The organism is Lacticaseibacillus jixiensis (genome assembly GCF_042847315.1).
Taxonomy (GTDB): Bacteria; Bacillota; Bacilli; order Lactobacillales; family Lactobacillaceae; genus Lacticaseibacillus; species Lacticaseibacillus jixiensis.
Genome location: NZ_BAAFPR010000005.1, coordinates 1 through 24463 on the forward strand (window position 1 = coordinate 1; position 24463 = coordinate 24463).

The following is a 24463-nucleotide window of genomic DNA, read 5'->3' on the forward strand; positions in this document are numbered from 1 at the left end:
TAACTTAGTGGTAACCAATCCACGGATAACAGAGTGGCTAATCGTCGATGGACTCGATTCTGAAGCTTCTTGATGTCATTGATAAAGACGAAATTGTGGCTTGACAAAGGTCACTTCATAACAGGCGGAAAACACGCGTACTTTGCGTGGTTGAAGCCGGCCGCACCGCCTGCGCCGACGCTTTCCCCACGGCGCGCAGCCGCCCCTGTCCGGCCCTTTACGACTGTGGTCTTCGTCGGGCTGCACAACCCAACACGGATGCAGTTAGCTACGCTATCGAACTCGGGGCAAAGTGCGCCCCAAGCACGATAGCTAGGCTAACTGACCCGCTAAGTACGGGCTGCTCCGCTTTGGGTCTTCGTCGAGCTGCACAGCCCAACGCGGCGTGATATAAGCTGTGACGCCGCCAAGGCAAAGAGCGCCTTTGCGTCATCCCATCTTATATCCACCGCTAAGTGCGGGCTGCTCCGCTCTGGTAAAAAAAGTTTTAGCACTCTCTTGACACGAGTGCTAAGAGGCGGTACTATTATTATGTAAACAAGGAGCGGTTGAGAACCGCGAATAAAGAAAGGAAGTCTGTTTTATGGCTAATGAAATGATGCGTCGTAATGACTGGTTGGATGATCCATTCTTTGATAACTTAGGGCGGCACTTCTTCGGCAGCTTCATGCCGACACAAGCGCAATCTGAAGCGTTGAAGACCGACATCACCGAGACGGATACAGATTATGTGGCCAAGGTAGACATGCCTGGGATCGATAAGGAAGACATCAAGCTGAACTACCAAGATAACATCTTGAGCATCAGCGCCAAGAAGAGCAGCTTCAATGATCATCAAGATAAAGACGGCAACACCTTGATGAGCGAGCGCAGTTACGGTGCCATGAGCCGCAGCTATCGGTTGCCGAATGTTGATGACAAGAAGATCAAGGCCGCTTATAACGACGGCGTGTTGACCATCACATTGCCGAAGCTGACGGAAACGCAACAAAGCCCGCATCAGATTACGATTGAGTGATTTTGTATAAGTCTTGAAAACAAGCGTCTTTGCCTCGCGGTACAACTACCGCGGCGCGAAGGCGCTTGTTTTTTGCGTCGTTAAGAGCATTCCTCATGATGAAATGTTATTTATGAGAAACCCTGCAACAGGCGTTGACGGCGCGGCGACAAGACTTGGTACGCTTTCACGGATTTCGCATATATGGCAGTGGCGTGATGGGATTTTGGTTCTAAAAGCCTGCTCGGCTATTTACTTTAATGCGTTTTTAATGTAAAGTAACAATATTAAGTTGTTGCGGCCATTGTGGGGTCGTGACGGCTACCGGCGCACCAACTTTAGAACCACAAAACGGTGTTCGTCGTCAGTGATGGTGACGGCACCGTTTTGCATTTCGCGATAGATAGGAGTTCTTTCCATGGTCAAATATGTCTTAAAGCGGATCGGGTTCTTGATCTTGACGTTATTCCTTGTGGCTTCCATCACGTTCTTCCTGATGAAGATGCTGCCAGGGACGCCGTTCAACAACCCAAAGATCCCTGCTGACCAAATCGCCCAGTTGAAGGCGCAATATGGCCTCGACAAGCCGGTTTGGCAACAATACCTTTCATACATTCTCGGCGCCGCTCATGGCGACTTCGGGACGTCATATCAGTTTACCGGCCAGACGGTTTCTTACTTGATTTCCAGCCGAGTTGGCCCGTCATTGCAATTAGGGGTCCAAGCGATGGTCGTTGGGACCTTGCTGGGGATCTTGCTGGGCGCCGTTGCGGCGATCCGCAAGAACTCTTGGGTCGATTCTGTAGCGACGATCTTTGCCATCATCGGCCGTTCGATCCCTAACTTCGTGTTTGCGGCTTTGCTGCAGTTCGTCATCGGCTTCAAGATGGGCTTGTTGCCAGTGGCCTTATGGGAAGACGGCTTCTCCAGTTCCGTCTTACCGACGCTGGCTTTGGCAATGGCACCATTGGCTAACACCGCGCGCTTTATGCGGACGGAAATGGTTGATGTGCTCAGTTCTGATTATATTGAATTGGCCCGCTCCAAAGGCGATTCAAAGTGGCAAGTCGTGGCGCGCCATGCCTTGCGTAATTCCATGATCCCGATCATCACCATCATCGGGCCAATGGCGGTCGACTTGATGGTTGGCTCCATGGTTGTGGAGAACATCTTCGCGATCCCAGGTATTGGTGAACAGTTTGTTAAGTCCATCACCACCAACGATTACCCAGTGATCATGGGCCTCACCGTGATGTATTGCTTCATGTTGACGGTTGTGATCTTGATCGTTGATATCTTGTACGGATTCATTGATCCGCGCATTCGACTCAGTGGGGAGGCAAACTAATGGCAGACGCTAAAATCAAACTTTCACCAGATGCATTCAAGCCCGCCAAAGTCGCCTCAGCAGACAAAGAGCGCATTGCCACGCCGGCTTTGACGTTCTCTCAAGATGCGATCCGGCGTTTGAAGCAGAATAAAGCTGCGGTGATTTCATTCTGGATCTTGGTCGTGATCTTTGCGGTTTCGATCATCACGATTTTCATCTCACCGCATAACCCAGATACCCAGAACTTGAATTACACGTATTTGCCGCCGAAGTGGGGCAATTTGAACATTCCATTCTTCAATGGCAAAATGGGCGGCGTCGATTATTACGCGCAAAACCACGTGCCGAATGGGACCTACTTCTTGTTAGGGACGGATTATCTCGGCCGTGACTTGCTGAGCCGGATTTTTGTCGGCACCCGGATCTCCTTGGAAATCGCTGTGGTTGCCACGTTCTTTGACTTGGTCATCGGCGTTGGCTATGGCATCATCTCCGGGTGGAAAGGCGGCATGACGGATACGATCATGCAGCGTATCATCGAAATCATTTCCTCTGTGCCGAACTTGGTGGTCGTGATCTTGATGCTGTTGGTGTTCAAGCCAGGGATGACGTCGATCATCGTGGCTATTGCCATCACCAGTTGGATCACCATGGCCCGTTTGATCCGGGCGCAAACCTTGCAGCTTAAAGATCAAGAATTCGTGCTGGCGGCGCGGACGCTTGGCGAATCAAGCATTAAGATCGCCTTCAAGCATTTGGTGCCTAACTTGAGTTCAACGATCATCATTCAAACCATGTTCACGATCCCAACTGCCATCTTCTTTGAAGCGTTCCTGTCTTATATCGGTATTGGGCTGCCAGCGCCGACAGCCAGTCTGGGGACGTTGTTGAACGATGGGCAGAAAGCCTTGCAGACGCAGCCTTACTTGCTGATTTATCCGGCGATCGTTATCGTCGTGTTGATGCTGGCCTTCAACTTATTGGCTGACGGCTTGCGCGATGCCTTCGATCCGAAGAGCTCTCATTAGGAAAGGGGCAGAGAATATGGATAGAATCTTAGATGTGAAAGACTTAGCCATCGATTTCACCACCTTCGCCGGCCCTGTTCACGCCATTCGCCATGTGGATTTTCACTTGGACAAAGGTGAGACTTTGGCGATCGTTGGGGAATCAGGCTCTGGTAAATCGGTGACGATGCGCACGGTGATGGGCTTATTGGCCAATAACGCGCATATCACCAGCGGCCAAGTGCTGCTGGAAGGCAACGATATCCTCAAGAAAACTGAAAAAGAAATGAACGACATGCGCGGCAATGATGTCGCCATGATCTTCCAAGACCCGATGACGAGTCTGGATCCGACCATGACCATTGGTAAGCAAGTGGCTGAACCATTGCTGCTGCACAATGATATTTCCAAGAAAGACGCGATGACCGAAGCGGTGCGCGTTTTGGAATTAGTCGGGATCCATGATGCCGGCAATCGGTTGAAGGACTATCCGCATCAATTCTCCGGCGGCCAACGCCAGCGGATCGTCATTGCCATTGCGATCATCAACCACCCGAAGATCTTGATCGCCGATGAACCAACCACTGCCTTGGATGTGACCATTCAAGCGCAGATCATTCATTTGTTGAAAGACATCCAAACCAAAATCGATACGGCGATCATTTTCATCACGCATGACCTTGGGGTCGTGGCCGGGATCGCTGATCGCGTCGAAGTCATGTATGCCGGTAAGATCATCGAATACGGGGATGTGGATGAGGTGTTCTACAACCCGCAGCATCCGTACACCTGGGGCTTGCTGGAAGCGATGCCGACGCTTGAAACCAAGCGCGACCGCTTGTTTGCGATTCCCGGCACACCGCCGGACTTGCTGGATCCGCCTAAGGGTGACGCGTTTGCACCGCGGAATCCTTTTGCCTTGCAAATCGACACCGAACAAGAACCGCCATTCTTCTCAGTGTCGCCGACGCATGCCGCGGCAACTTGGTTGTTGCATCCAGATGCGCCTAAAGTTGAGCCGCCAGCAGAGATCCGGCGCCGCTGGCAGATCTGGGCTGACAAACACCCAAGCAAGGAGGCGGACTAATGGCTGACGAGAAGAAGAAAGTCCTGGTGAAGGTCAAAGATTTGGTCCAGACCTTCAACGCAGGCAAAAAGAATGAAGTGCGCGCCATTCAAGACGTCAACTTCGATATTTACGAAGGCGAAACCTTGGGCTTGGTTGGTGAGTCTGGTTCTGGTAAAACGACCACAGGCCGGGCAATCATTCGCTTATATGACCCAACCAGCGGTGAGATCTGGTTTGAAGGCAAGGATATTGCCAAGCTCAAGAACGGCTCCAAGGAAATGTTGGAATTCCGTCGTCAGACGCAAATGATCTTCCAAGATCCCTACGCGAGCCTCAATCCGCGGATGAAGGTCAAAGACATCATCGCCGAAGGTTTAGATATTCACCATTTGGTCAAGAATGATGCCGAACGCGATGCGCGAGTGGCAGAATTGTTGGAAGAAGTCGGCTTGAACGCTGATCACTCCACGCGTTATCCGCATGAATTCTCCGGTGGTCAGCGCCAGCGGATCGGCATCGCCCGTGCGCTGGCTGTTGAGCCGAAGTTCATCATCGCCGACGAACCGATTTCAGCCCTTGATGTGTCGATCCAAGCGCAAGTGGTCAACTTGCTTAAAGACATCCAAGACAAGCAAGGTTTGACATATCTGTTCATCGCCCATGACTTGTCGATGGTGAAGTACATCTCTGATCGCATCGCGGTTATGCACTATGGCCGCTTGGTTGAGTTGGCCAGTTCTGATGAAGTGTACAACCATCCGCTGCATCCCTACACCAAGAGCTTGTTGTCAGCGATCCCAGAACCGGATCCTGATACCGAACGCAAACGTGTGCCGATCCCTTATGATGCTTCTAAAGTCGAAGACGAGCGGCCGCGCAAAATGGTTGAGGTTTACCCGGGACACTTTGTTTTCGCCACAGAAGATGAAGTCCCAGGCTATCAACAAGCCGCCCAAAGAGAACACCAGAACGATTAAACCAGAGCGGAGCAAAGCGTATTTAGCGGTGGATATAAGGCGGGATGACGCAAAGGCGTACTTTGCCTTGGCGGCGCCACGACTTATATCACGCCGCGTTGCTTTGCGGAGCTCGACGAAAAACCGCACCCGCGTTGCGCCACGCAGCTCGACGAAAAGACCCAGAGCGGAGCAGCCCGTACTTAGCGATGTGTATAAGGCGGGATGACGCAAAGGCGTACTTTGCCTTGGCGGCGTCACGACTTATACGCGATCGCGTTGGGCTGCGCAGCTCGACGAAGCCCACAGCGTATGAAGCGTGGACTTAGGTTTTAAGGCACCGGATTGGTGAATCCGGCGCGCGGGGCAAGCGTCAGTGCAGGCTGTGCGGCCGGCTCCAACCACGCAAAGTACGCGTGTTTTACGCCTAAGAATCGAGCCAGGCGCTCGCTTTGCTCACTAGCCCGTCTCGATTCTTGCCGCGATCAGCGTCGCAAGCCATGCAAAGACCGCAAGGCTTGTGACGCTGATCGTTTCACGGCCTGATCGACGTTTGCCCCGCGCGCCTGCGCTTCACCGATCCTTCGAAATTCGCATCGAGCTGCAGGGCTTTACATTAACCAATCATCACCGACAGCGACCAAATATGGTCGGTATTCAGCGCCCAGCGCTGCCGGTTGCTGGGCGCGTCCCATTGACCATGGAGTGGGCCAGGAGTGATCCTGGTCTATTTTTTTGTCGCTAGAAGGGCATGATTCAGCAGTATAAAGCCGTTGGCAGTGCGATTATGTCCCGATCGCAATAATCGTACATATTGATTCATCGTTACGAACAGACGACGGGTATCTCAGCGAGGTGCTCGTTTTTTGCAGACGCAAAAGCCTCAGCAGGATGCGTAAATCTTGCTGAGACGGGTTTAACGCAAGACACAATAATATTATTAACACTTATAAAATGAGCCTTAATAATATGATAATGGTGTTTTAAATGGCTTTAAACGTGGCATTTAATCAATATAGTATGCTATGATTAGTTTGTTGTCTGACCCACGCTAGGAGGATACTTGATGAAATTGACTAAGCGCGTTACGCTATGCGTCACAATAATTATCGGGTTAGTGATTGTTGCTGGTTTCTTGACACAAAATTTGCACGCCACAGCTGAACAGCCAGTCGGCAAAACGGTCATTTACAACAATCACGGTGACCACACCGCCACCTTGACTGCTGACTGATAAAGATTAGCGCCAATATTCATTATTCCATTGATTAGTCGAGTCGATAAGTGTAAATACCACGAAAAGAATTATCAATTCTCTTGTATTGGTGGGTTGAGCGGTCTATACTTATATACAACTTAGAAATCAAATAAACCTGCTCACCTGGATTGCTTGGGAATCTGGGACGACCCGTACGCAGAGGCTTAGCCTGCTGTTGTGCGGGCCTTTTTTTATCGTTAAGTAAGGTTTTTGATGACTTTGGGATCGGCGAGCTGCGCAGCCTAACGCGGGTGCAGTTGGCTTTTGGGCACAAAAAAACACAGGACCTTGGGAGTAATCCTGTGCATATATGGGTGTAAATGGCTTGGGAGACATTTACCTAGTTAGTTTAACACAATCTATCTTGGGGAGCACAATTATTTGTGTATAAGTTAGGCTTGGGAGTGGGTCGCCGCTGGCGGCCCTTTTTTTCGTGGAAAAGGCGAATTGGCACCGGTAGCCAGCTTGTGGCATCTTATGTTACAGTGGTTGCGGAGCATAAGGGGGAGAATTGATGCGAATCACCAAGACAAAGGCGAATTTAATGTTGGGCTTGGCGGCTGTGATCTGGGGGGCAGGGTATATTTTCTCCAAGCAGGCGACCAACGCCGGGATGCATGCAGGGTTGATCAACGCCATTCGGGGGCTGATCTATGCGGCGTTGGCTTATGCGTTCTTTCACAAGACCATCAATGCCATGACCAAGAAAGATTTGAAGATCGGCTTAATTGCCGGCGGGATCAACTTCTTAGGCTATCAGCTGCAAACCATTGGCTTGATGTACACCACACCGGCTAATAACGCGTTTCTCACCGCGATTTATGTGGTGCTGATCCCGTTTATCGTATGGATATTCTTCCATCAGCGCCCGGAGCCGAAGAGTTATTTGGCCATTATTGTATGCATGATCGGGATGGCGTTTCTGACTGGTGTGTTCGGCCATGGGGTGCAGCTGCACATCGGCGACTTGTTAACAATTGCTTCGGCGTTCTTCTATGCGCTGCAAATCGTGTATTTCGGCATGTCGGCCACAGAATCAAGTCCGTGGATCATCGCGTTCATGCTGGGCGTGACGCAAGGCGGCTTCGGCTTGGCGTGGTCGCTGTTGTTTGAACGCGGCACTTATGCGCAAGTGGATTGGCTGCAAGGCTTGTGGCCGGTGATCATCTTAGGCATCGTGTCGTCTTTTGGCGCTCAGACTTTGCAACTGGTGGGTCAGCGCCACACCGATCCGACACCGGCGGGGCTGATCTTAATGACCGAGTCAATGTTTGGCAGCATTTTCTCAGTGGCGCTGGGCTTTGAGCCGTTCACTTGGGATCTGCTGATCGGCGGGTCGTTGATCGTGTTGGCGCTGTTGATCATGCAAGTGGGGTTGCGCCGGTTATGGCTGTTTCGCAAGTCAAGTCGAAAGGAAACATGATGGTAGAGATTCAAATCAAAGAAACGAATGAATTGACTCCAGGGGAATTGCTGGAGGTCATGGCGGCGCGCGTGGCGGTGTTTGTCGTTGAACAAACTTGCGCTTATCAAGAAGTGGACCACAAAGACGCCACCGCACGGCACGTGATCTTGCGCCAACAAGGCCAATTAGTGGCTTATGCGCGCATCATTATGCATGACGATGGGCAACACATTTCCTTTGGACGGGTGCTGGTGGTCAGAAAAGCGCGACACCAACATTTAGGCCGACTATTGGTCCGGACCACACTTGACGAGATAGAACGTTTATATCCCGGCCAAGCCGTGTTGATCCAAGCTCAAGATTATCTGCGGGCCTTCTACAGCGGCTTCGGGTTCGTGCCGGTGTCGGAAACTTATTTAGAAGATGGCATTCCTCACGTCGATATGATAAAGAAATACTATCATCCTGTGCTTGACCAAGCGCGAGCAGGCAAGGCATAATGACGCCAACAACTAAATGATCCGGTGTTGAAGAGAAGAGTAGCGCGAGCGTTTGTTTCCAGAGAATGGCTAGTTGGTGTGAGGCCTGACGAACTAACGCGTGAAGATGAGCTCTGAGCCGTTTGCAAGTTCACGCTTGCAAACCGTGGGCAAGCGATATTTTGCCGGGTTTCCGATTCTGGGAACCGTTGAGGCGTCTTTTAGACGCGAATTAGGGTGGTAACACGCACAAGCGTCCCTTTCTCCAGTATTTGCTGGCGGAAGGGGCGCTTTTTGATTTAGGCGTTACTGGACTTGAGACATTGGATCGAACATCCCACGACATCAAGAAAGGAGGGCTGCGTATGCAGGCCAAGCGAATGTGTTCGTTGCGTTGATGTTGAGCATCTCACAACGAAAGGAAATTATTCATTATGCAAACTAATCTTACGATCGTCTTGATCTTAGTCGTCGCGGTACTGATTCTGGCAGGCATTGCTTACTTACACCGCAAAGGTTACAGCTTCACCAAGTTGGTCTTTGGTTCATTGGTGATCGGGGTCATCTTCGGCCTCGCCATTCAGCTATTATTTGGCAACACGTCGGCAGTCACCACCGGCACGATCAACTGGTTAAACATTGTCGGCTCCGGTTATGTCGCTTTGCTGCAAGCTTTGATCACGCCGCTGGTGGCGGTGTCTTTGATCGGCGCCTTCACCCGCTTAAGTGATGTGGCCAACTTGCGCAAAATTGGCGTCACTGTCTTGGCCACCTTGCTGCTGACCACTGCTGTTGCTGCCTTGCTGGGGGTCTTAAGCGTCTTCTTGTTCCACTTGCAAGGGGCTGATTTTGTCAAAGGCGCCAGCGCCGATGCGGCAAACTTGGCGGCCATCAAGCAGCATCAATCCGTAATCAAAGGCGTGACCTTGCCGCAACAAATCATCAGCTTCTTCCCGACGAATATCTTCGCTGACTTAGCTGGGACTCGCGCCACTTCCACCATCGCCGTGGTGATCTTCTCGGCAGTGACTGGTATCGCTTATCTGGGCTTGCGCAAAACGGAACCGGAAATTGCCAAGCAAGTCGCCAAAGGCATCAATGTCTTGGATCGCTTGGTCCATGGCATCATCAAGTTAGTCTTGTCCTTAACGCCTTATGGGATCTTCGCTTTGATCACCAAGGCGGCGGCTACTGATTCTTTGCAGTCCATCGCCCAACTAGGTGTGTTCATCATCGCCGCTTATGTCGCGCTGATCGCCGTTTTGTTGGTACACACCGTGCTCTTGTTAGCCAACCATGTTAACCCGATTCGCTACTACAAGAAGGTATGGCCGGCTTTGATCTTTGCCTTCACGTCTCGCACCAGTGCCGGGACGTTACCGCTGAACTTGCAGATCCAAACGGAATCCTTAGGTATCAGCACAGCAATCGCCAACTTTGCCGGCAGCTTTGGCTTGACTATCGGTCAGAACGGCTGTGCCGGCGTTTATCCAGCCATGATCGCCACGATCATTGCGCCAACGGTTGGCGTTAACGTTTTCTCCGCGCAATACATTCTGACGCTGATCGCCGTGGTCACTTTGGCCTCGTTCGGTTCTGCCGGCGTCGGCGGTGGCGCGACGTTCTCCACGTTGATGGTGTTAGGCACCTTGAACCTGCCTGTTGCCATCATGGCTGTGATCATCGCCATCGACCCGATCGTCGACATGGCGCGGACTTTAGTCAACGTCAACGATTCGATCTTGGCTGGCTTGATCACCGCCAAGGCCACCAATACGCTTGATGAGGCGACTTTGAACGACGACCACAAGCTGGTTGCTAACAACTTATAGCCTATTCAAAAGTCCCCCGCTTGCACGATTTGTCGTTGCAAGCGAGGGGCTTTTGGTTCATTTGCGCTTATTCTTCAACAGCGTCATCAACTTCTCGATATCTTTAGCTGAAGCGGTGGTGTCGTTAAGCCGCAGATTCGGGAAGCTCTTTAGCAAGCGCCGCTGCACTGCCGACAAGCGCGGCAGGCGGGCGCGAGCTGCGGCATCTTGCCGATAGCTTTCCAGCCAATCCAATTGCGTGTCCAAATGGGTCTTGAGTTCTTGTTTCTTGGCGTCGATGGCCGCATCGATGCGCTTGGTCGCCGCGCCAAAAGCCAAGGCGTTGGCTAAGGTGAAGCCAAAGTCAAACATCGCTGCCGCCAGCATGATGATTGCCGCATAAATGCCATAATGGCCGTCCAGCCAATTCACCCCGCGGGCCACGAAAGGGTGGATGAACTTGACAATCACCACCACGCCTAGGCCCCAAAAGGCCGAAATCGGCAAAGCCACGCGGCCGTTAAGATTCAATGGCACCTTGGAATAATCCCACCACCGCGCGTGAAACAGCAACTCCATCAACCAGCTGGTGAGGTATTCGATGATAGTGATCACCACGGCACTGGCCAGATACAAGATCAGCAGGTTGTTTTTCCAAGGGGCGATCACCGCCAGCACCGTGACCATGGAGAAGCCATACACGGGGATGATCGGGCCGTTTAAGAAACCGGAGTTGACCCATTTCTTCTTCTGAAAGCTCACATAGCCGGATTCCCACAGCCAGCCAACGAAGCCGTAAGCAAAGAAATACAGCAGCCACAAGGTGAATTGATGTTCAAAAGGCATTTCAGACTTCCTTTCTCAAGCGACCATCAGGCAGCGGCATCAAGGTGTGCGCGGCGATCAAGGCGTCGATGCGCTGCGTATACCAAGTCTCGTCGATCCCCAAATCATAACCGATGGCCGTTGCGATCCGCTGCGCCGCTGTCGCCAGCGGTGCATCCAGCAAGAAGCAATCATAGAAATCAGCCGGCATGCCGACGATCTGCCCGTTGATGACCACGCGCAATGGGGTTTGAGGCAAGTCACGGGCTTCATAGCTATAAGCTTGCGCCATGGCGTTAGACAACGGGGTTTCAAATTGCAGCAAGGCTGAGACATCTTCACGACTGAAGGCCGCCAATCCGCCGCTGATCAACAAGCTGGCTTGCCCGCGCCAATTCGGCAAGCGCAGCGGCACATGGACTTGGCGCAGCGGACTTGGTGCATCCGCCAGCTCGGCGCAGCTTAACAAGAAGCCGCATAAATCGTCTGCCGTATCGGTCCACCAAAGCCGCAGCGGCGTGCCTCTTTGGGCAAGCTGGCGCAAGGTCTGCAAGGCAGCTTGGCGCTGGTTGTCGTAGGTTTGAGGAAATTGGCCGTGCAGCGGCAAATAGTTGCTTGGCAAACCGGCTTGCTGCAAGACTTTAGCATAAGTCTGAGAAAATGTGATCTCCATGATGTTCCTCCGCATTAAAGATGCCTAAAGTTTACCATGCCAGCGGTCAGTTGCGTATTATAATAAGCCTAAACACTTGGAGGTCTGAGATGTCAGTGATCAGCGATTACATCAGCCAGCAGCCCAGCGCCCAACAAGGCGCGTTAAATGAAATGTACACGATTTTGCACCGCGCTTTGCCAGACGCCCAAGAGCGGCTGAGCTACGGCATGCCGGCTTTTTGGCAAGGCCGCGTGCTGGTGTATTTTGCCGCCAATGCCAAGCATATTGGTTTGTATCCGACTGCCGCGCCGATCCAAGCCTTTGCGGCGCAGTTGGGTGAGTACAAGACGTCTAAAGGCGCCATTCAGTTTCCATATACCAAGCCGCTGCCGCAAGCTTTGATCATTGAAATCGCGCAGTACCGGTTAGCTCACGCAGATGTTGTCACCAAACCGCGCAAACGTGAACCGCCAACAGTGCCGCCGAGCATCGCAGAAGCCTTGCAAGCAGCGGGGCTTGAGGTGATGTTTGCCGCACGCCCGCAGTATCAGCGCACCGATTACATCAACTGGATCACCAGCGCCAAGCGCGAAGCCACGCAAACCAAGCGCTTGGCCCAAATGCTTAACGAATTAGCCGTTGGGGATGTCTATATGAAGATGCCTTGGCATGGCAAGCAGCAGTAAAGCCAATTCAAAAGACCTTGCGTCACCAACTTCGGTGAGGCAAGGTCTTTGTATTATCCCGGATAGTTGCCAATAAACTGTGCGTTTTTCCAATAACTAGGACGGAGGGAGCGTTGCAAAGGGGGGCGGCGTTCAGTCAGGCCGTGAAACGATCAGCGTAGTGAGACAAGCGGGTTGTGCTTGGCTTGCTTCGCTGATCGCGGCAAGAATTTAGACATGCAGGCGAGCAAAGCGAGCGCATGGCTAAATTCTTAGGCGCAAGACGCGAAGCGGCTGAAGCCGGCCGCACAGCCTGACTGAACGCCGGCCTCCGCCGCAACGCTCCCTCAGTCCGGGCCCCGCTTAGCCTTCGTGCTTGACCTTGCAGAAGGTGGTTTTCGAATCTGTGACACGGGCGATGATATCGTAATTCGGGTCATTGGCGATTTGGCCGAAGTGAAAAATTGATTCCTCCGGGCCATCTTCGACTTCGACTAAGGCGTTGGCGATCACTTTGACCCGGTCGGCTTGGTGGCGGTGAGCGGCCAGCAGTTCGGCGGCTTTGGCCAAGGTGTAGCCTTCATCGATCAACGATTTGATCAAGACGATCTTGGCGAGATTAGGAAAGGTGAAGCGTTTGTTACCGCCGGCTTCACGTTGGAAAGACTTGATCAGCGCCTTCTTCTCCCAGTAGCGGATCTGCGTTAAACTGGCGCCTGTGATGTGGCTGGCTTCCCCGATGCCGACCGACAGATTGATTTCTTTGAGCCTTTTGACAAAATCCATTTCCAACTTCTTCCCCCTATTTATGACAACTCGTCATTATTTCAGAAAACACATTGACTTATTACTAATGTAAGTGTAACATAACGTTTTGTCAATATCACATTATGTGATAAAGAGATTACGAAATATACTTACAAAAGGGGCGGTAACTATGCCAGTACAAGATCGACATGGTAAAGCCATCAATGTACCAATGATGGTTGTGACGCTGATCGTCGGCGTCTTCATTACTGTATTGAACCAAACGATTCTCACCACGGCTTTCCCGACGTTAATGAAGGCCTTCGATATTTCCACTGGGACGGTGCAGTGGTTGACCACCGGCTTCATGATGGTCAACGGGATCATGATCCCAGTGTCGGCTTATTTGTCGGCGAAGATCTCGACGAAATGGTTGTACATCGGGGCGATGTCGATTTTTGGGATCGGGACTTTGGTGGCGTACATCGCCGGCAACTTCCCGATGCTGTTGATCGGGCGCTTGATCCAAGCGTTAGGCGTCGGTATCACGATGCCATTGCTGCAAAACATCATGTTGAACCTGTTCCCGCCGGCTAAACGCGGCACGGCCATGGGTTTGACCGGCTTAGCCGTCGGTGTAGCCCCGGCGATCGGTCCGACCTTGTCTGGGTGGGTGATCGATAACGCCGGCTGGCGGACCTTGTTTGGCATGTTGCTGCCAGTGGTTGTCGTTGTCTTGATTTTGTCTTTGTTCTTTGTGAAAGACGTCTTGCCGACTTCTGATCCGAAGCTTGACGTGTTGTCTTTGATCGAATCAAGCTTTGGCTTCGGGTTGTTGCTGTATGGCTTCTCTGAAGTTTCCAGCCGCGGCTGGGGCGATGCGGTGGTCTTAGGCAGTATCGTGGTCGGCTTGGTGATCATTGCGTTGTTCGTGATGCGCCAGTTGCGTTTGGAAGAACCTTTTGTCCAAGTTAAAGTCTTCTCCAGCAAGATCTTCACGATTTCGACGATCTTAAGCTCCATTGCCATGATGGCCATGGTCGGCGTCGAAATGATCTTGCCATTATACTTGCAGATCCTGCATGGCAAAACAGCCTTGGAATCTGGTTTAACGCTGCTGCCAGGGGCGTTGATGATGGGGGTCATGAGTCCGATCACTGGGGTCGTGTTTGACCGCATCGGCGCCAAGCGCTTGGCCCGGTTAGGTTTCTTCTTGTTAGCCGCTGCCACCTTGCCTTTTGCCTTCATTACCGCTGATACGCCAAGCTTGTTCATCACCTTGATTTATGCGGTGCGGATGTTTGGGGTATCAATGGTGATGATGCCATTGACCACCAACGGCATGAACGCATTGCCGATGAACTTGATCCGCCATGGTACGGCCGTCAACAACACCGTGCGCCAAATTGCCAGCTCTATGACCACGGCGATCTTGGTTTCGGTATTGTCTAATGTCACCAGCAACGCGGCGCCGGCTAAGCACATGTTGACCAGCGACCCGCTGCATTATCAACATCTGTATTTCAACGCGACTTTGGATGGCTACCATGCGGCATTCTGGTTTGCCATTGGCTTCTCTGTTTTAGGCTGGGCTTTGACTTTCTTGCTGAACAAGAAGGCCGTTGCTTCCGCCGATGTGACTGCTAAGGAGGTGCGCGAATGATCATCGCAACTTTGATCATCGGGGTGCTTGGGTTATACCTGAGCTTCATTATGATGAAAACCGGCTGGCTGCGCGGCGTGCTGATCGCAGTGTTTGGCGTGGTAATGTTAGGTTCTTTATTCCTGGTCAACGCCAATGACAACAGTCACTTTGGCATGCATAAAGTCACGACGACGAAGACGACGACGATTTACTCCGCCAGTCCTAATGCGGCAATGCCGATGTTATTGAAACAAAACGTCGGCACCGCCGGCAACCATCAAGTGTACATCTACAAGTTAAGTGCCAAAGGCGAAGCCACCCATACCAAGGCCGACTACAAGATCCAAAACAAGGTCGCCACCACGACCGGCAAGACGGCTTCGATTAAGACGGTGAAGACGCAGTGGGTGTATAAGAGCAATTTCTACCGTGATTTCTTCAGCAATCAGAACAATCACAAGCTGATCGAACAAACTAACACGATCACTGTGCCGAAGACTTGGGTGCAATTGACGACCCAACAAGCCAAAGCTTTGGCCAAGCAGCTTAAGGGTTTGAAGAACCCATCAGCTGCTCAGAAAGCCAAGATGCAACAAGCGATCCAACAAGCGGTGATCGCCGCGAAAACCAAGAATCCGCAAATGACCGCGGCACAACAACAGCAAGTGATCAATGCGGCCAAGGCCAAGCTGCAACAGCAAATGATCCAACAAGCGATCAAAGCCGTTAAGGCCAAATAATGACGACAATTAAGGCAGCCATCAGAATCCATGATGGCTGCCTTTTTTGTGCGCTGGTGTGCTTGTTGCAGCACAAGAAAAGCTCGCCAGCCGCGTAAGATTGCGCAGACAGCGAGCTTTTCTTGTGAGTTGGGACATGCTTAATTTTGTTTGTCGACTTTGGCTTGTTTGGCTTGATCGGCGATGCCATAAGGAAGTTGGAAGCGGGTCTTCTTATCGGTGCAGGTGAAGTGCCACACCGTTTTGCCTAATTTCAGGTCTAAGCCGGCGCCGGTTTTGGTGAAGGTGCCAACGGCTTTGCTGTCGCCTTTTTGGCTGTATGAATATGTTGTCGGATTGATGCCGTTCTTGGCGTCTGAAGCCTTGCTGAAGTTCATCGCGGTCACTTCGCCGGTGGTTGTCAGCGTCGTCTTGGCGCCTTGAACCTTGCGCGTCACCGTTTCATAGCGGCGATAGTAAGGCGGCTGGCTCAGCGTGGCGGTTGACAAGACCCCTTGCGTCTTGTCGTCTGAGCTCAACGACAAGGTCATGGCAATGGTGTTGCCGGTTTTGTGCGTCTTGCCAGCGGTGGTGTAAGTCCGTGCCTCATAGACGCTGCCGCGGGCGCTGGAGTCTTGGCGCTTGCCACAGGCGCTTAGCGCAAACAGAATACTTAAGCCGACGAGAATAACCGAGATATGGCGTTTCATTGATTGCCTCCGTGTTTAATATTTATCTATTCTACCATACAACGTTAGGCCACGGGGTAAATCAGTCTCTTGGCTGACGACGGCGGACTCGCGCCTTGATAAGCTTGAGGCGTTTACAAGGAGGGTCTTATGGATAAAAGGGAGTTTCTCACGTGTCTGCGTGCCGGGTTGGCCGGCCATGTCACAGCGCGGGAAGTGAATCGTTTATGTACATATTATGCCGCAATGCTCGACGACTTAATGGTGCAAGGCCAAAGCGAAGCTGATGCCGTGGCCGCCATGGGCAGCGTCGGGGACTTGGTTTATGCCGCCGTTGATGCGCAGCCGCAGCCAGCGCGCAAGCTTGCAGGTTGGCAATGGCTGGTGGTGATCATCACCGCACCGTTGTGGGGGCCGATGCTTGTCGCACTTGCCGCGTTAGGGTTAGCTTGTGAAGTGACGTTTTGGTGCATTCCTTTGACTGGCGGCGGTTTGGCGTTAGGGTTAACGCTTGGCGGGATTTGGGCCAGCTTGGTCAGTGTGCCGGCGAGTTTTGCGGCGTTGTTTGTCGGCGTCAGTCAACTTGGCGTGGGCTTGATGATGCTTGGCGGTGGTTTGTTGTTAGGCTGGTTGACTTGGCAAGTGGTGAAGTATGCAGCGCTTGCGCATCGCTGGCTATTTAGGCGCATCGCCCAACACTTCAGTCACCAGGAGGTATGGGCATGAACAAGCACACGCTTTTGCGCATCAGCATTGGATTGATTGGCGTTGGCATGGTGATCAGCATGCTGGGCTTCTTGATGGCCGGCGGTAATTGGCAGGCATATGAACCATACGCCAACCGCTGGTATTCGGTGGTCCATATTAATTGAGGCGAAATCCTTTTGCGGGCTGGCGCTAGGCCTTGTTGCCTCCTGGTGTCGCGACGGTAAACCAGGTTTTCTTTGCTTGCGCATCATTGATCAAGCCGTTATGCTAGATATAAGGATGGAGGCGGTTTCGTGAAACATAACAAGCAATTGTTTGCCGTGTTGGGTGTGGGTGCTGTGGCGTTGCTGCTGCAATATGGGTTGCATCAAGCGCGCTGGGCGCAAATCCTGATCACGGTGTTAGGGGCGTTGATCGCCTTGGTCATGTTCGTCGACATGGTCAAGGTGTTGCGCCGCGGGGATTTTGGTGTGGATCTGTTGGCCATTACCGCGGTGGTGGCGACGCTTGCGGTGGGTGAGTATTGGGCGGCGCTGATCGTGTTGCTGATGCTTTCAGGCGGCGAAACGCTGGAAGCTTTTGCCGCGCGCAAAGCCAACAGCGACTTGCAGCAGCTCTTGGTGAACACGCCAACTACCGCGCATCAAGTGGTGAATGGCGACACCAAGCAAGTGGCCGCTGATGCTCTAGTGCCAGGCGACACGATCGTGGTGCGGCCAGGGGAACTGGTGCCAGTCGATGCCCAAGTGGCCGCTGGCAGCAGCACGGTAGATGAAGCCAGCCTCACCGGTGAAGCGCGGCCCATTGACAAAACGGTAGGCGACACCGTGATGTCCGGCAGTGTCAACGGCGATGGCGCCTTGACGCTGACAGTGACGCATACCGCAGCCGATTCGCAGTATCAAAGCATTGTGAAATTGGTGGCCCAAGCGGCAGATCATCCGGCGCATTTTGTGCGGATGGCCGATCGTTATGCGTTGCCATTCACAATCGTCGCATATGTGATCGCCGCGGTGGCTTGGTGGTGGACCAAAGATCCGTCGCGCATCGCTCAAGTGCTGGTGGTGGCGTCGCCTTGTCCGTTGATCTTAGCGGCGCCAGTGGCGATGGTGTCGGGGATGAGCCGGGCGTCGCGCGCTGGGATCATCGTCAAGTCCGGCACTGTGCTTGAGAAAATGGCTGCCGCGCGCACCTTCGCTTTTGATAAAACCGGGACTTTGACCAAAGGGGTCTTGGAAGTCGACCAAGTGTTGCCGGCTGATGGCCTCACGGAAGCCGAACTGGTGGGCATTGCCGCAGCAGCCGAGCAGCAAAGCGCCCATATTCTGGCGCGGTCATTAGTTGCTTATGCGCCAGGCCCGCTGCCAGTGGCCACTGATGTGAAAGAAATCGTTGGCCAAGGCGTGGCGGCACAAGTGGCAGGCCATGCAGTCAAAGTCGGCCAGGCCCGCTTTATCCCAGGCAGCCCCACGCTGAGTCAAACGGCGATTTATGTGGGGATCGATGATCGATATGCTGGTGCGATCACGTTTTCTGATACGCTGCGGGATGAGGCGGCTGCCACGATCACCCGTTTGCATGAACAAGGCGTGGCGGACACGATGATGATCTCCGGTGATCAAGTGGCCAATGCCGAAAATATTGCCAAGCACGTGGGCATTGATCATGTCTTTGCCGAGTGCCTGCCTGCTGCTAAAGTGGCGGTGTTAGAAGACTTGCCTGAAGCCAAGCGGCCGGTAGTGATGGTCGGCGACGGCGTCAATGATGCGCCAAGTTTAGCCGCAGCTGATGTGGGTATTGCCATGGGGGCACATGGCGCCACGGCTGCCAGTGAGTCTGCTGATGTGGTGATCTTGCGCGATGACTTGATGAAAGTTGCCACGGCGCGCACCATTGGCCATGATACGCTGAAAGTGGCCAAAGAAGCGGTGATCATCGGCATTGCGATTTGTACGGTGTTGATGTTGTTTGCCGCAGTGGGCTTTATCCCGACGATCATTGGGGCCTTGCTGCAAGAAGTAATCGATACGGTCACGATTTTGTACGCCTTGCGCGCGCGGCATTGATCCTTTGCACATAAACAGGCCTTCCCAGTGTTATCGCGGGGAAGGCCTGTTTTATGTGCAAGGGCCCGGACCGTTGAAGCTGCGCATCGTGGGGCAAGCGGCGGTGCAGGCGGTGCGGCCGGTTCCAACCGCGCTGCTAGCTCCGCTTCGCTCCACGTCGACGCGCGTTTTCCACCTAACTTTTGAGCTTTGCACTCGCTGGCGCTCGCCTTGCAAATCTCAAAAGTTGCCGCGATCAGTATTGCGAGCCAAGCAAAGTGCGCTTGTCTCACAATACTGATCGTTTCACGGCCTGACCGCCGCTTGCCCCACGATGCTCCGCTTCAACGCTCCTGCTGAGGTCAAACAGCATATTTCTTTGGCATCGGCGGGGCATGATGTCGACGTGTATCGTAGAGGTAATGCCGCTGAAGGCGGATACTGATCAAAGGTGTGGAGGGTGTCATTGAGGTGGACGATTGTCTTGCCGTCTCTATTGGCAAGAACAACGACACCACTGACGTTATCGGCCTTCGCCTCAGCGGCCCATAATTGTCGGTTTCTGCTTTGTTTGTTTCAGTTTATGGCACATTGGTTTGCCAAAGTGTGAACTGATACAGACGATGTCGGGTAAGGGTCTCGCGCCGCACCGCAACCCTTACCCGTCCGGCCAGCCACGAAGTCGACATAATCCGAGCTGCAAACGAGTTGAACAATCGCGTTTGGGAAAATTCTTGGATATGCTTGCATTTGATTACGATTAGGAATAAATTAGAAATCAAATATAACTGAATGGGGGATATATAATGAAGTTTACGGTAATCGGCGCTGGGGCCATGGGCCTGCGCTATGGTGTCTTGTTGCAAGAAGCTGGCAATCAGGTGGATTTTGTTGACGGCTGGCAGAAGAACCTTGACACGATTCATGCACAAGGTGGGGTATATGTTTCGCGGGATCATGAAGGACGCCATCTGGTGCCGATTACGGTGACGACGCCAGAAGACTATACCGGCGATCCGGACTGCTTCATTTTCTTCTTGAAGCAGATGCAATTGGCAGATATGTTAAAGCGTTGCGCCCACTTCTTCAAACCTAACCAATATGCCTTCACCTGCATGAACGGCTATGGCCATATAGAAAAACTCGCCAAGTACTTTGCCCCAGAGAAGCTGATCGCCGGGACGGCTTTGGTGGCGACAGTGCTTAACGGGGCCGGGGATGTCGACTTCATCGGCAAGCGCGGCGCTGGGTCCATGAACATGGCCAACTACACCGAAAAGCCTGATGACTTCACCCATGCGTTGTTTAACGAATTGGATAAGGCACAATTCCATCCGACGTTGACCACCAACTTCATGGGCACCTTGATGTCCAAAGTTGTTTTCAACTCGGTGCTTAACACCATTTGCACCATGTTTGAATTGACCATGGGTGAATTTGCCGCCTATCCTGGGTCTGAAGACATGTCCCGCCAGTTGATCGACGAAGCCTATGACGTGTGCGAACGCGCTGGCATCCAATTGATCAACACCCGTCAAGAAGAAGTCGCCAGCACCATTTACGTTTCTCGCGACGCCATGCCGCTGCATTATCCGTCGATGTATCAAGACATGCGCAACGGCCGGCCAACCGAAGTCGATTACATCAACGGCTACATTGCCAAGCTAGGCGAGAAGTACAATTACGATGCCAAGACCCACAGATTCTTGACGCATGAAGTCCATCTGGCTGAAATGATGAAGCAGAAATCTATGGCCAAGTGATCAATTGTTTCCGACCAAGTTGTGTGCTATGCTTATGGCAACGCATACATAGGAGGTACAACAAACAATGGATAAGACATTCACGTTGGAAGAACTCAAGCAATTCGATGGCCAAGACGGCCGCCCGGCATATGCAGCCGTTGACGGGGTCGTGTATGATCTGAGCAATGTTGGCCCTTGGGCTGGCGGCAAGCATCACGGCAATCATGCCGGTGTTGACTTGTCTGAAGCCATTACCCATTCTCCGCATGGCAAGGCCGTGCTGGCCAAGCTGCCGGTAGTGGGTAAATTAGCCTAAACATATTTTCGCCAATAATGGCTTGTGCGCCTGGTCGCATGAGCCATTTGGTCGCTTTAAGCGCTTGCATCCAGTGTATAATGGAGGCGAGAGGTGATGAACATGTTTAAACTTGATCAGCGCCTAACAGAATTGCCGCAGGCGCCGCAAAGTGTGGTTAAAGCCGTCAGTCCCGAAGACTGGGGCAAGTATTGGGACATGGCCAGCATTGGTATGCCGCAACAACAAGCGTTTGCCTTGACGTTTGATGCGCAAGGCCGGTTGGTTGACCAGAAACCTCAGCCTGTCGCTGATGTGTTGCAAGCAGCCAGCGGCCAAGGCTGGCTGGTGCAAGACGCCAATTCGGCTGGGTTATACCTGCATGGCTCGACGCAAGACTACTTGCTGGTGGCCAGCAACGCGGCTTATTGTGCCAGCGAAGACTGCCATTGCGGGTAATGGGGATGCGCCTGTAAACACGCGGTTTGTGTTTACAGGCGCATTCTAGCCTTGGCGATTCTGCGGTATACTGAAAGACAAATGGAGGACTCACCATGAAACAAATCACCGCAGGCATCGTCGCCCATGTCGACGCAGGCAAAACGACCTTATCAGAAGCTTTGATGTATCACACTGGCGCGCGCCGTGAGTTAGGCCGCGTGGATAACGGCACGGCGTTCTTAGATCCTGACGCCTTGGAGAAAGCGCGCGGCATCACCATTTTCTCGCATCAGGCGCGCTTTAACTATGGCGAGTTGGCGGTGACTTTGTTGGACACGCCAGGACATGTGGATTTTGCCAGTCAAACTGAACAAGTGTTGTCGGTGCTGGATTACGCGATTTTGGTGGTGGCAGCAGGTGATGGCGTCACCGGCTACACGCGCACGTTGTGGCATTTGCTGGCAGATTATCAGGTGCCGACGTTCATCTTCGTGAACAAAATGGACGCGCCAGGCGTCGACAAGACTGCCATTAGCGCAGCATTGCAGGCCCAACTGGCGCCAGGTGCGATCGACATGACGGCCGCTGATGCCCAAGAGCAAATCGCGATGTTGGATGAAGCGGTGTTGGACGATTATTTGGCTACGGAAACTTTGTCGGCTGAAACGATGCAAAGCATCATCGTCCAACGCCAACTTTTTCCCGTGTATTGGGGCGCAGCGCTGAAACTGGATGGCATTGGCGAATTGTTAGACGGTTTAGCCACTTACACCCAGGAACCGGCACCGCAAGCTGAATTTGCCGCACGTGTGTTTAAAATCACCCGTGATCCGCATGGCGAACGCCTCAGTTGGGTGCGGGTGTACGGCGGCAGGCTCAAGCCTAAAGCAGTGGTGGTGCCAGGCGAGAAGATCAACGAATTGCGCGTGTATAACGGCGAGAAATACACCACCGTACCAGAACTTGGTGCCGGCCAAGTCGGCGCGTTGACCGGATTGGTCAATACCCATCCCGGCATGGCGTTAGGTCGCATGCCCAAGCTTGCCGCACCGGTGATGCAGCCGGTGTTGACTTACGCGTTGGATCCGCAACAAGAAGACATTCACGCGTGTTTGAAGGCCTTGCGCGAGTTGGAAGACGAAGACCCTAACTTGCATGTCACTTGGCGCGAGCAGGTGCAAGAGTTGCAGGTGCAGGTAATGGGCCAGATCCAATTGGAAGTATTGACGCAATTGCTGAAGACGCGTTTTGCCTTGGCTGTAGGATTTGACGCGGGCAGCGTGTTGTATAAAGAAACCATTACCGGCACGGCAGAAGGCGCCGGCCACTTCGAGCCGCTGCGCCATTACGCTGAAGTCCACTTGCTGCTTGAACCAGGCGCGCCAAACAGCGGCTTGACCATTGATTCCACGTGTTCGCTGGAGATGTTGACACGCAATTATCAACATCAAGTGCTTGAGAACCTTCGCGCCAAAACGCAGCTGGGTACCTTAGTCGGCGCGCCGCTGACCGATGTGCATATCACCTTGGTGTCCGGCCGCGCCAGCATCAAGCATTCTGTCGGCGGCGACTTCAAAGAAGCCACGTGGCGCGCTTTGCGCCAAGGCTTGATGGTGTTGAGAACCGCTGGTGAGTGTCAGTTGTTAGAGCCGTGGTATCACTTTGAGTTGAGCCTTGCACCAGAGTTTGTCGGCCGCGCAATGACGGATATTCAACAAATGGGCGGACAAATGGCGGCACCAGTGATCGGCGAAGCCAACACTACTTTGTCAGGCCGTGCACCGGTGGCGGCGATGCAGCATTACGCCGCCACTTTGCGCACGTATAACCATGGCCAAGGTGTCTTGGAGTTGGTGGTGGCAGGGTATTATCCCGCGCATGATCAAGCGGCGATCGTTGAAGCGCGCGGTTATGATCCAGTGGCCGATGTGGCCAACACCCCAGATTCTGTCTTCTGCGCCCACGGTGCCGGTTATCCAGTGCGTTGGGACAGATTACCAGAAATGGCCCATGTCCCATACCAGAGCGGCGCAAAGCGGTCTTAGCGGTGGATATAAGGCGGGATGACGTTTGGGCGGTTTATGCCCAAGCGGCGTCACGACTTATATCACGCCGCGATGCTTTGCAGAGCTCGACGAAGTACCCAAAGCGGTCTTAGCGGCCGGACTGGTGGCGCGCTGCGACGCGGGGCCAGCGGGTCGGCGCAGGCAGTGCGGCCGGCTGCAACCCCGCAAAGTGCGCGTGGTTTCCGCCTAAGTATTAAGCCCCGCATCGCTGCGCTCAACGCGGGTCTTGAAACTTGCCGCGTGTGGTGTCGAGCAAGCCTCGCCTCTAGCTGCGCTGCGCTTGCGTCGACGCGGGTCTTGCTTGACACCACACGTTTCACGGCCTGACCGACCCGCTGGCCCCACGCCACAACGCGCCACCAGTCCTACTACGTTCGTGTTGGTCAAGTGGGCTGGCTGGGCAGAAATTGTCAGGTGATAATTTACTCATTAGATTAACCAGATCCGCGTTGCAAAGTATCCTTACCGTTTGATACAAGATGGGATGACAGTTTATGCGTGAGCTTGGACAGCCTGGGTACATGCGTTGTGCCATTTGAGTAAACCAGAGCGACCCAACTGACCAGTCATTAACTTGTTTACATGATGTAGGACAGGGGTTGCGGAGTGTCGTGGGGATAGCGGGGTGGTCAGGCCGTGAAACGATCAGCACAGAAAGACTTGCGGGTTGTGCAAGGCTTGCTGTGCTGATCGCGGCAAGTTCAAAGACGGGCAGGTGAGCGAAGCGAGCGCCTGGCTTTGAACTTAGGCGTAAAACACGCGCTCTTTGCGTGGTTGGAGCCGGCCGCACCGCCTGCGCCACCCCGCTATCCCCACGACGCGCAGCAGCCCCTGCCCGGACCGGTAGAAAATCCAGATCAGCGCAAGCGTGGCGCTAAAGTCCATGCCAAAGTTTCAAAGGAGTAC

23 protein-coding genes are annotated in these 24463 nt (G+C 53.1%); 19 read left to right on the top strand and 4 right to left on the bottom strand.

The features are described 5' to 3' along the window. Window positions 1-583: 583 nt before the first annotated feature. The 9 genes from ACGG90_RS04195 to ACGG90_RS04235 all read left to right on the top strand — a co-directional run bounded on the left by ACGG90_RS04195 (window position 584) and on the right by ACGG90_RS04235 (window position 10333). Window positions 584-1018: an Hsp20/alpha crystallin family protein gene (locus ACGG90_RS04195; protein ID WP_390406254.1), complete on the top strand. Its 435-nt coding sequence runs from the start codon at window positions 584-586 to the stop codon at window positions 1016-1018. A gap of 397 nt (window positions 1019-1415) precedes the next feature. Beyond that, entirely contained in the window at window positions 1416-2345 is a 930-nt protein-coding gene (gene opp3b / locus ACGG90_RS04200) for an oligopeptide ABC transporter permease (protein ID WP_390406256.1), read from the top strand. Further along, window positions 2345-3355, top strand: a complete 1011-nt coding sequence (locus ACGG90_RS04205; protein ID WP_390406259.1) for an ABC transporter permease — start codon at window positions 2345-2347, stop codon at window positions 3353-3355. The genes opp3b and ACGG90_RS04205 overlap by 1 nt, the downstream gene beginning before the upstream one ends. A gap of 16 nt (window positions 3356-3371) precedes the next feature. Then, window positions 3372-4421, top strand: coding sequence for an ABC transporter ATP-binding protein (locus ACGG90_RS04210; RefSeq protein ID WP_390406262.1), 1050 nt, complete (start codon window positions 3372-3374; stop codon window positions 4419-4421). Continuing rightward, window positions 4421-5380, top strand: a complete 960-nt coding sequence (locus tag ACGG90_RS04215) for an ABC transporter ATP-binding protein (protein ID WP_390406264.1) — start codon at window positions 4421-4423, stop codon at window positions 5378-5380. Before ACGG90_RS04210 ends, ACGG90_RS04215 begins: the two co-directional genes overlap by 1 nt. A gap of 1045 nt (window positions 5381-6425) precedes the next feature. Continuing rightward, complete coding sequence (locus ACGG90_RS04220) at window positions 6426-6593, top strand: hypothetical protein (protein ID WP_390406266.1); 168 nt, start codon at window positions 6426-6428, stop codon at window positions 6591-6593. 538 nt (window positions 6594-7131) lie between these two features. After that, window positions 7132-8040, top strand: coding sequence for a DMT family transporter (locus tag ACGG90_RS04225; RefSeq protein ID WP_390406268.1), 909 nt, complete (start codon window positions 7132-7134; stop codon window positions 8038-8040). Next, window positions 8040-8522: a GNAT family N-acetyltransferase gene (locus ACGG90_RS04230; RefSeq protein WP_390406271.1), complete on the top strand. Its 483-nt coding sequence runs from the start codon at window positions 8040-8042 to the stop codon at window positions 8520-8522. The genes ACGG90_RS04225 and ACGG90_RS04230 overlap by 1 nt, the downstream gene beginning before the upstream one ends. Before the next feature lie 413 nt (window positions 8523-8935). Further along, complete coding sequence (locus ACGG90_RS04235; RefSeq protein WP_390406273.1) at window positions 8936-10333, top strand: cation:dicarboxylate symporter family transporter; 1398 nt, start codon at window positions 8936-8938, stop codon at window positions 10331-10333. 57 nt (window positions 10334-10390) lie between these two features. Here ACGG90_RS04235 and ACGG90_RS04240 read toward each other — a convergent pair whose 3' ends face one another. Then, the gene (locus tag ACGG90_RS04240; protein WP_390406275.1) at window positions 10391-11158 is read right to left on the bottom strand and encodes a putative ABC transporter permease; all 768 of its coding nucleotides are present in this window, start codon (window positions 11156-11158) and stop codon (window positions 10391-10393) included. Window position 11159: 1 nt separating this feature from the next. Next, window positions 11160-11810, bottom strand: a complete 651-nt coding sequence (locus tag ACGG90_RS04245; protein WP_390406278.1) for a DUF3658 domain-containing protein — start codon at window positions 11808-11810, stop codon at window positions 11160-11162. 89 nt (window positions 11811-11899) lie between these two features. On the opposite strand from ACGG90_RS04245, the gene ACGG90_RS04250 reads away from it, so the two are divergent. Continuing rightward, window positions 11900-12478 (top strand): DUF1801 domain-containing protein, encoded by a 579-nt coding sequence (locus tag ACGG90_RS04250; protein WP_390406281.1) that lies wholly within the window; start codon window positions 11900-11902, stop codon window positions 12476-12478. Window positions 12479-12820: 342 nt separating this feature from the next. Here the strand turns inward: ACGG90_RS04250 and ACGG90_RS04255 are convergent, their stop codons facing one another. Continuing rightward, the gene (locus ACGG90_RS04255) at window positions 12821-13243 is read right to left on the bottom strand and encodes a MerR family transcriptional regulator (protein WP_390406626.1); all 423 of its coding nucleotides are present in this window, start codon (window positions 13241-13243) and stop codon (window positions 12821-12823) included. A 151-nt stretch (window positions 13244-13394) separates the two neighbouring features. Here ACGG90_RS04255 and ACGG90_RS04260 point away from each other — a divergent pair, with 151 nt between their 5' ends. Continuing rightward, window positions 13395-14867: an MDR family MFS transporter gene (locus tag ACGG90_RS04260; RefSeq protein ID WP_390406284.1), complete on the top strand. Its 1473-nt coding sequence runs from the start codon at window positions 13395-13397 to the stop codon at window positions 14865-14867. Then, entirely contained in the window at window positions 14864-15589 is a 726-nt protein-coding gene (locus tag ACGG90_RS04265; RefSeq protein WP_390406287.1) for a DUF4811 domain-containing protein, read from the top strand. Before ACGG90_RS04260 ends, ACGG90_RS04265 begins: the two co-directional genes overlap by 4 nt. Before the next feature lie 140 nt (window positions 15590-15729). On the opposite strand, the gene ACGG90_RS04270 is transcribed toward ACGG90_RS04265, so the two are convergent. Then, the gene (locus tag ACGG90_RS04270) at window positions 15730-16278 is read right to left on the bottom strand and encodes a hypothetical protein (RefSeq protein ID WP_390406289.1); all 549 of its coding nucleotides are present in this window, start codon (window positions 16276-16278) and stop codon (window positions 15730-15732) included. Between the two features lie 129 nt (window positions 16279-16407). Between ACGG90_RS04270 and ACGG90_RS04275 the strand changes: the two genes are divergently transcribed. The 7 genes from ACGG90_RS04275 (at window position 16408) to ACGG90_RS04305 (ending at window position 23536) form a co-directional block, all read left to right on the top strand. Further along, entirely contained in the window at window positions 16408-16983 is a 576-nt protein-coding gene (locus ACGG90_RS04275; protein ID WP_390406292.1) for a hypothetical protein, read from the top strand. Beyond that, window positions 16980-17129, top strand: a complete 150-nt coding sequence (locus ACGG90_RS04280; protein ID WP_390406294.1) for a hypothetical protein — start codon at window positions 16980-16982, stop codon at window positions 17127-17129. The genes ACGG90_RS04275 and ACGG90_RS04280 overlap by 4 nt, the downstream gene beginning before the upstream one ends. 129 nt (window positions 17130-17258) lie before the next feature. Beyond that, window positions 17259-19031, top strand: a complete 1773-nt coding sequence (locus tag ACGG90_RS04285) for a heavy metal translocating P-type ATPase (RefSeq protein ID WP_390406296.1) — start codon at window positions 17259-17261, stop codon at window positions 19029-19031. A gap of 785 nt (window positions 19032-19816) precedes the next feature. Beyond that, complete coding sequence (locus ACGG90_RS04290) at window positions 19817-20773, top strand: ketopantoate reductase family protein (RefSeq protein WP_390406299.1); 957 nt, start codon at window positions 19817-19819, stop codon at window positions 20771-20773. Window positions 20774-20840: 67 nt separating this feature from the next. Then, window positions 20841-21071 carry a cytochrome b5 domain-containing protein gene (locus tag ACGG90_RS04295; protein WP_390406302.1) on the top strand — a complete coding sequence of 77 codons (231 nt, stop codon included), beginning with the start codon at window positions 20841-20843 and terminating at the stop codon, window positions 21069-21071. Window positions 21072-21167: 96 nt separating this feature from the next. Then, window positions 21168-21509, top strand: a complete 342-nt coding sequence (locus ACGG90_RS04300) for a hypothetical protein (protein WP_390406305.1) — start codon at window positions 21168-21170, stop codon at window positions 21507-21509. Between the two features lie 95 nt (window positions 21510-21604). Continuing rightward, window positions 21605-23536 (top strand): GTP-binding protein, encoded by a 1932-nt coding sequence (locus ACGG90_RS04305; protein ID WP_390406307.1) that lies wholly within the window; start codon window positions 21605-21607, stop codon window positions 23534-23536. Window positions 23537-24463 lie beyond the last annotated feature (927 nt).

What these genes read in the sequence shown, in the direction of transcription:
- ACGG90_RS04195 (WP_390406254.1), top strand. Translation starts at nt 584, where the DNA reads ATGGCTAATGAAATGATGCGTCGTAATGACTGGTTGGATGATCCATTC.
- opp3b (WP_390406256.1), top strand. Translation starts at nt 1,416, where the DNA reads ATGGTCAAATATGTCTTAAAGCGGATCGGGTTCTTGATCTTGACGTTA.
- ACGG90_RS04205 (WP_390406259.1), top strand. Translation starts at nt 2,345, where the DNA reads ATGGCAGACGCTAAAATCAAACTTTCACCAGATGCATTCAAGCCCGCC.
- ACGG90_RS04210 (WP_390406262.1), top strand. Translation starts at nt 3,372, where the DNA reads ATGGATAGAATCTTAGATGTGAAAGACTTAGCCATCGATTTCACCACC.
- ACGG90_RS04215 (WP_390406264.1), top strand. Translation starts at nt 4,421, where the DNA reads ATGGCTGACGAGAAGAAGAAAGTCCTGGTGAAGGTCAAAGATTTGGTC.
- ACGG90_RS04220 (WP_390406266.1), top strand. Translation starts at nt 6,426, where the DNA reads ATGAAATTGACTAAGCGCGTTACGCTATGCGTCACAATAATTATCGGG.
- ACGG90_RS04225 (WP_390406268.1), top strand. Translation starts at nt 7,132, where the DNA reads ATGCGAATCACCAAGACAAAGGCGAATTTAATGTTGGGCTTGGCGGCT.
- ACGG90_RS04230 (WP_390406271.1), top strand. Translation starts at nt 8,040, where the DNA reads ATGGTAGAGATTCAAATCAAAGAAACGAATGAATTGACTCCAGGGGAA.
- ACGG90_RS04235 (WP_390406273.1), top strand. Translation starts at nt 8,936, where the DNA reads ATGCAAACTAATCTTACGATCGTCTTGATCTTAGTCGTCGCGGTACTG.
- ACGG90_RS04240 (WP_390406275.1), bottom strand. Translation starts at nt 11,158, where the DNA reads ATGCCTTTTGAACATCAATTCACCTTGTGGCTGCTGTATTTCTTTGCT.
- ACGG90_RS04245 (WP_390406278.1), bottom strand. Translation starts at nt 11,810, where the DNA reads ATGGAGATCACATTTTCTCAGACTTATGCTAAAGTCTTGCAGCAAGCC.
- ACGG90_RS04250 (WP_390406281.1), top strand. Translation starts at nt 11,900, where the DNA reads ATGTCAGTGATCAGCGATTACATCAGCCAGCAGCCCAGCGCCCAACAA.
- ACGG90_RS04255 (WP_390406626.1), bottom strand. Translation starts at nt 13,243, where the DNA reads ATGGATTTTGTCAAAAGGCTCAAAGAAATCAATCTGTCGGTCGGCATC.
- ACGG90_RS04260 (WP_390406284.1), top strand. Translation starts at nt 13,395, where the DNA reads ATGCCAGTACAAGATCGACATGGTAAAGCCATCAATGTACCAATGATG.
- ACGG90_RS04265 (WP_390406287.1), top strand. Translation starts at nt 14,864, where the DNA reads ATGATCATCGCAACTTTGATCATCGGGGTGCTTGGGTTATACCTGAGC.
- ACGG90_RS04270 (WP_390406289.1), bottom strand. Translation starts at nt 16,278, where the DNA reads ATGAAACGCCATATCTCGGTTATTCTCGTCGGCTTAAGTATTCTGTTT.
- ACGG90_RS04275 (WP_390406292.1), top strand. Translation starts at nt 16,408, where the DNA reads ATGGATAAAAGGGAGTTTCTCACGTGTCTGCGTGCCGGGTTGGCCGGC.
- ACGG90_RS04280 (WP_390406294.1), top strand. Translation starts at nt 16,980, where the DNA reads ATGAACAAGCACACGCTTTTGCGCATCAGCATTGGATTGATTGGCGTT.
- ACGG90_RS04290 (WP_390406299.1), top strand. Translation starts at nt 19,817, where the DNA reads ATGAAGTTTACGGTAATCGGCGCTGGGGCCATGGGCCTGCGCTATGGT.
- ACGG90_RS04295 (WP_390406302.1), top strand. Translation starts at nt 20,841, where the DNA reads ATGGATAAGACATTCACGTTGGAAGAACTCAAGCAATTCGATGGCCAA.
- ACGG90_RS04300 (WP_390406305.1), top strand. Translation starts at nt 21,168, where the DNA reads ATGAACATGTTTAAACTTGATCAGCGCCTAACAGAATTGCCGCAGGCG.
- ACGG90_RS04305 (WP_390406307.1), top strand. Translation starts at nt 21,605, where the DNA reads ATGAAACAAATCACCGCAGGCATCGTCGCCCATGTCGACGCAGGCAAA.